Annotated in this window: 10 protein-coding genes; all 10 read right to left on the reverse strand. The window is 41.5% G+C overall.

The window, feature by feature from the left end; all coding sequences use genetic code 11:
- Nucleotides 1–242: 242 nt before the first annotated feature.
- The 10 genes from KHM83_RS11520 to KHM83_RS11565 all read right to left on the reverse strand — a co-directional run bounded on the left by KHM83_RS11520 (nucleotide 243) and on the right by KHM83_RS11565 (nucleotide 13,084).
- The gene (locus tag KHM83_RS11520) at nucleotides 243–1,277 is read right to left on the reverse strand and encodes a nicotinate phosphoribosyltransferase (protein ID WP_213237173.1); all 1,035 of its coding nucleotides are present in this window, start codon (nucleotides 1,275–1,277) and stop codon (nucleotides 243–245) included.
- Between the two features lie 68 nt (nucleotides 1,278–1,345).
- Nucleotides 1,346–1,966, reverse strand: a complete 621-nt coding sequence (gene coaE, locus KHM83_RS11525; protein ID WP_213237174.1) for a dephospho-CoA kinase — start codon at nucleotides 1,964–1,966, stop codon at nucleotides 1,346–1,348.
- Nucleotides 1,953–4,583, reverse strand: coding sequence for a DNA polymerase I (polA, locus tag KHM83_RS11530; RefSeq protein WP_213237175.1), 2,631 nt, complete (start codon nucleotides 4,581–4,583; stop codon nucleotides 1,953–1,955). The genes coaE and polA overlap by 14 nt, the downstream gene beginning before the upstream one ends.
- Nucleotides 4,584–4,875: 292 nt before the next feature.
- Entirely contained in the window at nucleotides 4,876–5,712 is an 837-nt protein-coding gene (locus KHM83_RS11535) for a serine hydrolase (protein ID WP_213237176.1), read from the reverse strand.
- A 12-nt stretch (nucleotides 5,713–5,724) separates the two neighbouring features.
- Nucleotides 5,725–7,374, reverse strand: coding sequence for an ABC transporter substrate-binding protein (locus KHM83_RS11540; protein ID WP_213237177.1), 1,650 nt, complete (start codon nucleotides 7,372–7,374; stop codon nucleotides 5,725–5,727).
- A gap of 185 nt (nucleotides 7,375–7,559) precedes the next feature.
- On the reverse strand, nucleotides 7,560–8,537 hold the full coding sequence (locus KHM83_RS11545) for an ABC transporter ATP-binding protein (RefSeq protein WP_213237178.1): 978 nt from the start codon (nucleotides 8,535–8,537) through the stop codon (nucleotides 7,560–7,562).
- Nucleotides 8,530–9,516: an ABC transporter ATP-binding protein gene (locus tag KHM83_RS11550; RefSeq protein ID WP_213237179.1), complete on the reverse strand. Its 987-nt coding sequence runs from the start codon at nucleotides 9,514–9,516 to the stop codon at nucleotides 8,530–8,532. The genes KHM83_RS11545 and KHM83_RS11550 overlap by 8 nt, the downstream gene beginning before the upstream one ends.
- A gap of 9 nt (nucleotides 9,517–9,525) precedes the next feature.
- Complete coding sequence (locus KHM83_RS11555; protein ID WP_246543065.1) at nucleotides 9,526–10,641, reverse strand: ABC transporter permease; 1,116 nt, start codon at nucleotides 10,639–10,641, stop codon at nucleotides 9,526–9,528.
- Between the two features lie 16 nt (nucleotides 10,642–10,657).
- On the reverse strand, nucleotides 10,658–11,581 hold the full coding sequence (locus tag KHM83_RS11560; RefSeq protein WP_213237180.1) for an ABC transporter permease: 924 nt from the start codon (nucleotides 11,579–11,581) through the stop codon (nucleotides 10,658–10,660).
- 756 nt (nucleotides 11,582–12,337) lie between these two features.
- Nucleotides 12,338–13,084, reverse strand: coding sequence for an SIMPL domain-containing protein (locus KHM83_RS11565; protein ID WP_213237181.1), 747 nt, complete (start codon nucleotides 13,082–13,084; stop codon nucleotides 12,338–12,340).
- Nucleotides 13,085–13,095: the final 11 nt, after the last annotated feature.

Below are 13,095 nucleotides of genomic sequence, written 5' to 3' on the forward strand. Positions count from 1 at the left end.
CTTTCTTCAGATTCCTCGTCGCCAAGGACACCCTTGCCTTAAGCTATACACTTCCCACTACCAGGGTGTGTTAGGGACTCTCACCCGTTAGATTACGCCCATACCGGGCACACCAAAAAAAGCGCTGTTTACAAACCCGATCTGTAAACAGCGCCGCTTATTTTGAAGTCGTTCTAAATTTTTATGATTATATTTTTAATTTTCACATCGCAAATGTCATGGTTACCATTCTTGACATCGTATTATTGTACTTTTTTAAGCTTCGGATTATCAATTAGCCCCGGAATTCTACCGCGTTTAGCAACGGCTTTGCCGTTGACCATCTTGATATCCATGGTCATATCAATTGGCGAAGCACCTGAGATATAACTGCCAACGCCAAACGAATCGGCGCCCGCTTCGCGCAACGTGATAATTTTTTCAGGTGTCAAACCGCCTGACACAAATATTTTGACATAATCAAAACCTTCTGCATCCAGTTTAGCGCGCATTTCCTTAACGAGTCCCGCCGTTACACCGCCGCGTTCGCTAGGCGTATCCAAACGAATACCGTATAATTTGCCGTCAAGCGCTTTTGCAATTCTTATCGCTTCCTCTACTTCATCTTTAAAGGTATCAATTAAAACGATTCTGTTATGAGCCGGATCCGATATACGATTATATGTCTCTGATACGGTCAATGTATCACCAGCGATCAACATCGCGCTGTGCGGCACTGTTCCCGATGGGTTAAGTCCCATGAGTTTTGCCGCTAAAATACAGCTAGCACCCATTGCGCCGCCAATAACAGCCGAACGTTCCATAACAGGTGCGACGGAAGGATGCAGATGCCTTGCACCAAAACATAAAAATGTTTTATCACCGCATGCTTCTTTAATTTCACTTGCGGCTGTTGCCCAACCGGAAGCACTTGCCAGCATTCCTAAAACAATCGTTTCAAAAATCGCCATATCTTTATATTTGCCTTTAATTCTTATCACTGTATCTTTTACATCAAAACTTTCGCCTTCATCAACTGCCCATACTTCTAATGGTTTACCCTTCAGTAAATTCTTTACTTCATCAATGCCGCAAAAAATGCCTTTTTTTCTCGGAAAGATTTCAGCGACAACTTCTGCCTCAGCTAAATCAAGTGCAGAAAGAATATCCAGCGTGCGTAGAAAATACACATCAGTTGTTAAACCATTAACAATTTCATTCGCATCAGCTGAATGCATAATACGATCTTCACGAATGCTAATCTGATCTATATCTTTAATACTTTTAAGCTGCTCCATCACATTTTTCCCTTCTTAAGAATAGTCACTAACATTATAAATTATTTCATGTTATGAAGCAACTTTCGTTAATTAATAGTCAATGTTTTTAGAATGTCCGACAATGCCGCATCGACTTGACTGAATAAATGATTTTTATCGCCTGCATTATCCATAATACGCGTTGCATCATTCTTTTTTTCGTCTAGCGGCATTTGAGAATTAAGCTGTGCTTCAGCAAATTGCTCCGTTACACTGTCACGCTGCATCAAACGCTCAATCTGTACTTCCCTAGGGACATAAACAAGCCAAATCTCATCATACTTTTTAAAACGCCCCGATTCGATTAGAAGCGGAATATCTGCAAAAATAATATGATGTGATGTTTTCAATACGTTGATTTCATCCCATATTGCTTGATAAATGCGATCGTGTGTAATTTGATTCAGCGCGTTTCGTGCTGTTTCATCATTAAATACCAGTTCACCGAGTTTCTTTCTGTCAAGTGACCCGTCAGCCATTAAATAAGTTTCGCCGAATGTCTTCGCAATAGCTGCCAGAGCCGGCGAACCGCGATCGACGATATGACGCGCAATTAAATCTGCGTCGACAACCGGATAGCCCTTTCCGATAAGGTATTTGGTTACCGTGCTCTTGCCGCTGGCAATGCCGCCGGTGAGTCCAATAATAAAGGCTTTACTTTGCATCATACCAACTCGCTCCTGTGTTCATATCGACCTTTAATGGTACATCCAGCATATAAGCGGTTTCCATCGCTTCTTTTAAAATGGCTTTTGCCTTTTCAAGCTCCCCTTCAGGCACATTTAAAATCAGTTCATCATGTACTTGAAGAATGAGTTGTGTCGCCATTTCATTTTCTTTTAGGGCATGATACACCTTTATCATCGCCAGCTTGATAATATCAGCAGCCGATCCCTGAATTGGCGTATTGCGCGCTGTTCTTTCTGCCGCTGAGCGCAGCATAAAATTGCTGTGATTGATATCGGCAATATCTCTACGGCGATGTAAAACGGTTTCTACATAGCCGTCTTTTTTACATTGTTCAATAAGACCATCCATATAGGTTTGCACTTTTGGGTATGTTTCAAAATAGCTCTCAATATACGATTTTGCTTCTTTTCGCGTAATGCCCAAGCTTTCGCTAAGCCCAAAATCTCCCATGCCGTAGACAATCCCAAAGTTTACTTCCTTGGCACGGCTTCGCTGTAGGCTTGAAACTTCATCTTCAGCAACATGAAAAACCTGTGAAGCTGTAATGGCATGAATGTCCAATCCCTCACGAAATGCTTTGATCAGCGTGTCATCCTCGCTGAGATGTGCCAAAACGCGCAGTTCAATTTGAGAGTAATCGGCATCAAGCAGTGTGCAATTTTCATCCGGTATAAATATTTTTCTGATTTTTCGGCCATATGGCAGCCTAATCGGAATATTTTGGAGATTAGGCTCTGTAGAGCTCAGGCGCCCTGTTACCGCAATGGTTTGGTTTAACGATGTATGGACGCGCTCTTTCTCATCAACCACAGCTTTTAGGCCGTCAATATAGGTTGACTTTAATTTGGCGTACATTCTATATTCAATGATTTCTTTGATGATTTCATGTTTGTTCATAAGCTTTTCAAGGACATCGTGGCTGGTCGAATAACCGGTCTTTGTCTTTTTACCAACGGGAAGTCCCAGCTTTTCAAAGAGTATAACGCCAAGCTGTTTCGGTGAATTGATATTAAAGTTCTCTCCTGCCAAGCGATAAACTTCCGTTTCAATTTCATTAATCTTTGTTTCAATGGCAGTCCCCAGTTCGTCCAATGTCTGCATATCCACTTTAAAACCAATGTACTCCATGTCAGCAAGGACTTCGATCAACGGTAATTCGACTTCTTTCAAAAGTAAATCCAATTGGGCTTCTTTTATTTCTGCCATAAGACTTTCTGTGAGAATTGGCAAATAACTTACTTGCTGGCATAAAAATGCTTTTAGAGATGAATGATCAATATCAGCGTATGCTTTTTTCTTGGCACCTTTTCCCAGCAGTACCTCTTCGCCGTCTATTTGTAATTGATGCTTTTCGAAAAGAATATCCTCAAACAGATAATTGCGTCTTGCCGGATTGATGAGATAAGATGCGATGTACCCGTCAAAATCAATGCCCTTTAAAGCGATTCCCTCTGATAAACACCACAAGTAATCACGCTTGACGTCAAAGCCGCTTATGGCGATTTCATCGGATTCCAGCATTGGTTTAAGCGCCTGTAATTGCGCTTCACCTTCTACGTAATACAGCTTACCGTCTATATTCATCGCCATGCCATAACACGTCATATAGCGCTCTTTTGAAGGCTCAACGGCTGTTCTAATATAAATTTTACCCGCTTTATTTGCCGCTTTGATCACCTTCTCCGGATCGCAGATGACATCTTCTATGGCGATTGTTTCAACAGCCGGTTTTTCCGTCGGCTTAATACGATTTAGCAATGATGTCAATTCATATTGTTTCATCAAACCAATTGTCGCTTCCAAATTGGGTTCTACGATTTTAAACGCTTCAAAATCAATCTCTATTGGAACATCCTGATGTATGGTTGCAAGCCTTTTACTCATCAGCGCCTCTTCAGCATGTTCAATAATCAAGTTTCTGATGCGCTGATTCTCAACTTCTTCAACGTTTTCAATCAGATTTTCTACAGTTTTGAACTGTGCCAGCAGTTTTTGAGCTGTTTTCGGCCCAACGCCTTTAACGCCTGGAATATTATCGGCGCTGTCACCGCTTAAGCCTTTAAAGTCAATGACATGATCCGCTGTCACACCCCATTCTTCCATAATGGCTTCATCATCGTAATCTTTTAAATTCGTAATGCCCTTTTTGGTAATGTGGACATGGACACCTTCCGCCGCCAACTGCAGGGCATCTTTATCGCCTGTAATGATATGCGCCTCAATACCGGCGTTCTTCGCTTGCTTCGCAATGGTACCAATTAAGTCATCAGCCTCATAGCCTTGCAATTCCACTCTCGAAATATTAAGGGCATCAAGTATTTCTTTTGTAATCGGCATTTGCATCGCGAGCTCATCCGACATGCCTGTACGCGTCCCCTTATAGGCTTCATAAGAAAGATGTCTGAATGTAGGTCCTTTCATATCAAACGCAATAACGAAATGCGTCGGTTCAAAGTCGTCTATCAGCATTAACACCATTTCGGTAAATTTTAAAACACCACCCGTATAAATTCCTTTTGAGTTTCTCAGATCTTTTAACGCAAAAAAAGCTCTATTAATTAAACTGTTGCCATCTACAATGATGATTTTAGCCATACCAGCCTCCATTTTATCTATAATCATATCTTTATCTATTATAGCATATGATCGGGTAATATCGCATGCAACCGTCTTGTATAAAAACGATCATCTCCATGACAAACGATTTGATGAACTTGAGATGACCTCAAGATGATCTCAAGATGATTTTTTTTCGTTAATCAATCCCTCTCTGATAAAAAAACGCTGTTTCGCCATGATATAAGAATCATTTTGAAACAGCGCTTTTAGGCATTTTTTACGTACAATCCAATGATTTTAGTCTTTTGTAATCAAGTGGATGTCACGATTAAAACGAACCTTCTTTTGAAATGAAATGGTCGAGCAACAGTCGGCTCACTTGCGGACCGAACTTAAAGCTCTCATGTTCGTTGTAAAACAATTTGTCACTAAAGTTCTTTGTTAAGAGCGTCAAGACATAACCCCCATATGGCGTATAAAAGATCCCGCCATCATTACGACAGGCGTTCATACTGCCGCTCTTTGATGCGATGGACAGCACTTCCTCATCTCCCGTATCTTCTGCGTCGAGATAATACGGCGTCAGCGCTTTTGTCAGCATCGAATTGTAATGCTGTTTTTTTAGGATTTCAACGAAGCGCTCCGACTGCTCAACACTCCACAGCTCGCCCTGGTAAGCACGTTCAAAAATAACGGCATATTCCTTTGGCGTCGTTGTGCCAAGCTGTCTATACTTGACAAAATCAATTTTGTTATGCAGTCTCGTTTGCACCATGCCAAGTGAATCACACACAGCATTGACACGGTCGATCCCTAGCAGATCAATGAGAACATTGGTTGCAATATTATCACTGACGATAATCATCAGTGTTGCAAAGTCCAACGTCGATAGCGAGAGCCCAGGTGTCAGTGATCTTAAGACGCCGCTGCCGTCAATAAAATTCTCCGGCGTGTAAACCAATGGGTCGTCAAGACTCAAATTCCCTTTTTCAACTTCGTTTAGCAATGTTGCTAAAATCGGTACTTTGATACAGCTCGCTGTTTCAAAGCATTCATTTTCATTGATTGCGATGATATTGCCTTTAAAGTCATTCGCGTAAATCCCCATTAAGCCGCTAAAGCTGTAATTAATGGCATTTATTCGAGAGGTGATGTCCATCATCATAATGACACTTCCTTACTTTTCAATTTGGATGCTGTAGTAAGACTGATCTGACCAGCCATTCCAAGCAACCGTGTAGTTTTTAACATATGGTTGAACGACAAAGAGGTGATCGAGTTCGAAGAGTGGAATCCACGCTGCATCGTCATGTACAATTGTCTTTTCAATTTCTTGGTATGTCGCGATTCTTTCTTCAGCATTCGTCATAATTCTCGCGTCTTCAATTTTTTGTTGAATGTCTGCATTGACATAGTTGAAAGAACGGCTGACGGCATTTTTCTCTGTAAAGAAAGTATAGATGAAGTTGTCTGGATCGTTGAAGTCTGCTGACCAGCTGCTGTAGTAGCTAGGGAGTTCACCAGTTTTACGAATACCGAAGAATGTTGATTCATCCAATTGTGTAATCGTTACATCTACACCGATTTTCGCAAGATCTGATTGAATGATTTCATTGATCTTAAGCGTATTTGGGCTATCTGTTTCCTGTGCAACTTCAAACGCAAAACCATCTGGGTAGCCAGCTTCTGCGAGCAATGCTTTTGCTGCTTCTGGATCATACGGAATTTCCGGAAGATCGCTGTTGTAGCCGTAGAGCCCCGGAGGCATGATACCATTGACGAGCTGACCTTTACCATAGAACATTTGCGCCAGCATGTTTTCTCTGTCTATCGCCATTTGAAGCGCTTTTCTGACACGAACGTCCCCAAGCGGTTCAATGGATTGATTGAGACAAATGTAATAGACGCCAACTCTCGGACCTGAGACAATTAACTCTTTCCATTTGTCATTTGATTCAAAATACGGGATTTGGCTTCTCGCCATGTCACAGTTGAAGACATCGATTTCGCCGCTTTCAAAGAGCATTCTCGCGGTTTCAGCATCCGGTACAATTTTGAGAACGAGTTCGTCGTATTGCGCACGACCACCCCAATAATTGTCAAACGCTTCAAGAACGATCTTGTCGTTAACTGTCCATTCAGCTAATTTAAAAGGACCGCTGCCGACTGTAAGTGCCGGATCAATACCAAATTGATCGCCCGCTTCTAAAACAGCTTTTTTACAGTAAACCGAACCAGCCGGTGTTGCAAGACCTGCTACAAATGGACCAAATGGTTCATCAAGTGTGATTTCAAGCGTATAGTCATCGACAATTTTAATACCTTCTGTGCTGTCTGCTTCACCATTCATTCTCGCTTCTGCACCTGAAATCATATCAAAGAAGTCTGTGTTTAAGCCTTCTGTTGCAGGATCGAGCATACGGTCGAATGTGAAATAAACATCTTCAGCTTTGACTTCATCACCATTTTGGAAAAGCGCCCCTTTTCTCAAATGGAATGTGTAAACTAAACCGTCATCACTGACTTCCCACGTTTCTGCAAGGCCGGGAACCAATTCACTTTTACCGGGTGCTACCGTAACTGATTCTACCAGTCGGTCAAACATGTTGAGCGGCAGTGCATAAAATTCAGTTGTTTTTGCAACGTCCGCAGTTCCCGGATCTTCATCATAAGGCACGACAAACTGAACTTTTTCAGCAGTTGAACCCGTTGCTTCTGATGATGACGATGTACTTGATGCGCCTTCATCGCCATTGCTGCCGCCACATGCTGTCAATGCAAAAAGCATTGCAACGACGAGGCCTAGTGCGATTAATTTCTTTTTCATTTTTAATCCCCCTTGTTCTTAAAATTGACCCAATGCCTTCATACTTCGCACTGGATTTACAGCTTCATAAAATTGTGTTTTCTAAACAAAATTTGAAGCGTTTTATAATAAAAATGATCCTTCATTTTATTATTGATTAAGTGATCCTGCTGAATTCTTTTAACTTTCTCTCTCTAACTAGCTTTTTATAACGGATAATGACATGCATAGCCGCGATGTTCCATTTGAATGATTTCCGGTATTTCCTGTTTGCATTTATCCGTTGCAAATGGGCATCTCGTTCTAAAACGACACCCAGAAGGCGGATTGATTGCACTTGGAATATCCCCTTCTAAGATCATTTTCTCACGGTTTCGTTGAGATGGGTCAGGAATCGGTACAGCATCCAGCAAAAACTTTGTATAGGGATGTTTCGGATCTGTATAAAGGCTCTTAGGATCGCCGTACTCTACAATTTTCCCAAGATACATGACGTAAACTTTATCACTGATATAGCGTACGACACTTAAATCGTGCGAAATGAACAAATAGGTTAAATCGTAATCCTTTTGCAGTGATTTTAAGAGATTCAGAATTTGTGCTTGAATGGATACGTCCAGTGCAGAGACCGCTTCATCGCACACGATAAGGCTCGGATTGAGCGCCAACGCTCTTGCAATACCGATGCGCTGTCTTTGGCCGCCGCTGAATTGATGCGGATAGCGATTGGCATACTCTGGTTTTAAACCGGAAATTTTCATCAGTTCTGAAACTTTTTCATATCGCTCTTTTGCATTGGTCATCCCATGCGTTAATAGCGGCTCTCCAATTAAATCCTTAACTTTCATTCGCGGATTCAATGATGCGTACGGATCTTGGAAAATAATTGACGCATCTTTTCGAAAAGCTTTATCGTGTTTGCCGCGCAATCCGTAAATAGATTCGCCTTTGAAAACCACGTCTCCATCAGTCGGTGAAATTAAATTGATGAGCAGACGTCCAAGGGTACTCTTGCCGCAGCCCGATTCGCCTACGAGTGCAACCGTTTCACCTTTTCCGATTTCTATATCGACACCATCTACTGCTTTTACGACTTCTTTGCTCTTGCCGCCGCTAAAAACGCTTTGAACTTTGACTTCATAATATTTTTTTAAGCTTGATGCCGTCATTAATAGCTCAGACATTGGATACCTCCTTTCGAGGCAGCCAACAAAATACCTCATGGTCTCTTGATACCATTTCTCTAGGCGGAATTTCCTGATGGCAAATAGCCGTTGCCTCAGGGCATCTTGATGCAAATCGACAACCTTTCGGTAAATGAATGAGATTTGGCACCATGCCTTTGATACTGTATAGTTCAGTCACATCGTCATCAACACGCGGCAGTGATTTTAAAAGGCCTTTCGTGTAGGGATGCATTGGTTTATCGAATAGCGTTTTAACATCTGCCTGTTCCACGATTTGTCCCGCATACATAACGCAGACGGTATCGCTGATTTCTGCAACGACGCCAAGATCATGCGTAATAAAGAGGATTGCCGTGTCCAAATCTTTTTGAACACCGCACAGCAGCGATAAAATTTGCGCTTGAATGGTAACATCCAATGCCGTCGTCGGTTCGTCAGCTATGATGAGCTTCGGTTCACAGATCATTGCCATGGCGATCATTACGCGTTGTCTCAGACCACCTGATAGCTGATGCGGATAATTGTTAAATCGTTTTTCCGGATCCGGTATTCTTACTTTCTCAAGATAGGAAATGGCAATCTTTTTCGCCTCTTGTTTCGAGAGTTTCTGATGGACGCGAAGCGGTTCTGTCAGCTGTTTACCGATTGTATAAACCGGATTGAGTGATGTCATGGGTTCCTGAAAGATCATGGCAATCTTATTGCCGCGAATTTTCGCAATTTCACGCTCTTTCAATGTCGTTAAATCTTTCCCCTCAAAGAGAATTTCGCTGCCCGGCATGATAACACCGCTCGGTTTGGGAATGAGTCCCAATATCGACATCGCCGTCATGCTCTTGCCGCTTCCCGATTCACCAACAAGAGCTGTAATTTTACCCATTTGCAGTCTTAGTGATATATCATCAACAGCAGGGTTCATACCGTGTTTTGTTTTAAAATATGTTTTTAAGTGATTAATAACCAAAACGTCTGACATGCCTGCCTCCTAATCGTGTTTCGTGTACGGATCAAGTGCATCGCGCAGTCCGTCACCAATAAAGTTAAATGCAATCACAACGATGAAAATGGCAATCCCAGGCGTAATCGCTACCCACGGTGAAGAAAAAAGATATTCTTTTCCCCTTGAGATCATCAAGCCCCAGCTCGGCATCGGCGGCTGTGCACCAACCCCTAGAAATGATAACCCCGCCTCTGACATGATCGCTTCCGGTACACTCAATGTGAAGAGAACAATCAATGAGGGAATACAGTTCGGAAATATATGACGCCATAGTATTTTCCATTTGCTGACACCCATCGACCGAGCCGCTTCTACAAACTCCTTTTGCTTTAACGAAAGCGTCTGTGCCCTTATAATCCTTGATGTCCCGCCCCAATTGACAATACTAAGTGCAATAAAGATATTAAACAGTGAAGCACCTAATGTATACATGACCACCATTGCCAGGAGCAGCGACGGGAATGACATACAAATATCAGCCAGACGCATGATAAGGTAATCCGTTTTACCACCATAATAACCGGCGGTCATCCCTAACAGTGTTCCTATCGCCAATGTAATCAACGGTGGGATTAAACCAATGGCTAACGATATTCTGGCGCCGTAGATAATCCGGCTCATAATGTCTCTGCCCAAGAAATCCGTTCCAATCATATAGCTGTTATCTGATATTTCAGAAGCCCCCTCTGTAAATGACGGCGGTACCAACATTTCAGCCATATCCACTTCATAAGGATCATAAGGTGCAAAGATCGGCGCTCCTAAAGCAATTATAACAAATGCAATAACCAGTATTGCCCCGACAAAAGCTTTTTTATCTTTATAAATTGACTGTAACAGCTCTCGCCATATGGAATCAGCGGCGATTAATGTATCCTCTTGATCTTCCGGCATTTTATCTGGTTCTTTGCCTGAAAATCCGTTCTGTAAAAGCTTTTCTGCATCATTCGTTTCTGAAGCTTCTGATTTTTTGATAGTTGCTTCTTTCATAGAACCTTCAGTTTCTATCATTTGCTGTTCAATCTTATGCATATATCGGATCGTCTTTCGCTGAAACGGACCGAAGCTGCTGTTTCTCATCGTTGTAATCCAATCACTCATCGTTTTCCGTTCCCTCCTAATGGTATTTAATTCGTGGGTCAATAAATCCGTAAAGAATATCTGCTAATAAATTCCCTAGTATAATCAATACGGTTGCAAACATGACACTTCCCTGTAATAGCGGCATATCTCTCGTTTGAATAGCACTGACGGCGATACGCCCAATTCCAGGAATACCAAAGATTGTTTCTGTAATAACCGCACCGGACAAGAGTGATGCCACCTGTATCGTCATAACTGTAATAACTGGCAGAAAGGCATTTTTTAATGCGTGTTTAATGACTACTTGATGCCTTAGTAATCCCTTTTCCCTCGCTGTACGAATGTAATCGGAACTCATGACTTCCAAAAGACTCGATCGCGTCAGTCGTGCGATGGTCGCTGCAGCGCTCCACCCCAAAACGATTGCCGGCATAATAATATACTTAATATTGAGTCCATCAAAACCGGATATCGGCAGCCATTGCAGTTTTAGACCAAAAAAATACTGTCCCAGTAAACCTGCCCAAAAGACAGGCATTGAAACACCAATGAGTGCAAATGTCATGACGGCGTAATCAATCCACGTGTTCTTTTTAACGGCAGAAATGATGCCAGCCGGAATACCGATAATCCATGATACCAATGCGCCCGAAACGGCTAAGATTAAAGTATTCGGAAAAGCTTGCCATATAAGCGTTGACACTTCGCGTTTTAATTTGTATGAATAGCCGAAATCACCATGCAATGCATCTAATAAATACTTCACGAAACGAAGCAATAAAGGATCATCCAAATTCATACGTGCTCTAACGCGTTCAATCGTGTCAGGATTGATATGCTCCCCCATCATTAACGCAACAGGATCACCTGGAACGATATTCAGCATGACATAAAGCAGAAAACTAACGCCGATAATAATGGGAATCGTCGTCAAAAGCCTTTTTAAGATATACCTCATATGATAGCCCTCCAAAAATAAAATAATGAGTGTCTTTTGTTCGCAAACAAAACCGCTCATTTCTATAATACCGTATTTAAATTATGAGTATTACGAAATATTCGTAGCCCGAATGATTTGATTGCGCACTTTTTAACTGTTTGATCAAAATGGCTGTAGATAAATGATTAAGCAATCTTAACATACGGACCACCCTGCATATATTATAACCATTTTGTGCCTAAAAATGAGGTTTGTCAAGCCCTATGCAGCAATATTATGCATATTTATTTATACTTTTCAAATCTATTTGTTAATATTTTTTTATTTTTTATAGGGGTTTTTTCTAAATTATCGGACAATTTATGACATGTAAAACCGCATTGTTTTAACATTTCAACGCCTTTTTGTATACAATGAGCATGTAAAAGCACATCGATTTTTTATTGTTGTAATATAACAAAGGCTTTTTTTTATGCATATTTCAACACTATTCTGCTTATGAATGTTTGCGAAAGAGAGACACTCTGGTAAACATTTTCAAATCATATTGTCTTCATATTATAGACACATACATAATATGTAAATACTGTGTAAACACTCCCAATATTTATATCTCATTAAAAGGTACGACCAGAAAAAATCGCCCATACTTCAATAAATATGGACGATCTCGTTATCAGGATGTGCATGTAATTGTTAATCATCGTTGTTTTGAATAATCAGTTCAAATACACTTTTTTTCAATAACTCTTAGAAGCTGTACTAATTTTCAGCTTAATAGCCGTATGTGACAGATACCTTTGCCGTAATTGTGATTTGACCGCTTTCTATCGGCGTGCTGACGCTATCCATTGCCAGCGCTCTCACCGCTTCTGTATTGTAGACGATCGAGCCGCCGCTTGATGATTCATTCACTTGCTGCGGAATGGAAGGCGTTTTACCAAACGTACTCATAATGGCAGTCGCTTTGCCTTTCGCATTGGTCATCGCCAACTTTAAAGCTTCTTGATAAAATGCTGAATCATCTTCAACTGAGAATGTAATGTTGTTGATGTTGTTGGCACCATTAGACGATGCGACATCAATAATGCTGCCGACCTTGTCAATGTCTTTAACGATAACATTCACGGTATTGTTTGCGACATAGTACTCTTTTCGCTTATCGGTACTGCTGCTGTAATCAGAAGTTTTGTAGAGATTGTACTGTGCCGTTTTGATATCTTCTGCGGCGATGCCCTGTGCTTTAATGGCACTCACAACTTGATCCATTTGCTTTGCATTTTCCTGCTGTGCAACGTTGGCGTCTTCATTTTGAGTTTGAACACCGATGTTGATGGTGGCCATATCCGGTGCAACCTGCATCGTGCCGGTTCCATTGACGACAACTGTATTCTGAATCTCGGAAGTGCCTGCCGTATCTGCAACACTGATAGCCGTTGGCGCGCTGAGCGATACAGAAAAGGCTGCAACCGCCATGATCATCATAATGGATGTAATCCCTATTATCAGTTTATTTTTCATTTTTATGCCTC

This window comes from Fusibacter paucivorans, from assembly GCF_018390735.1.
Classification (GTDB): Bacteria; Bacillota; Clostridia; order Peptostreptococcales; family Acidaminobacteraceae; genus Fusibacter; species Fusibacter paucivorans.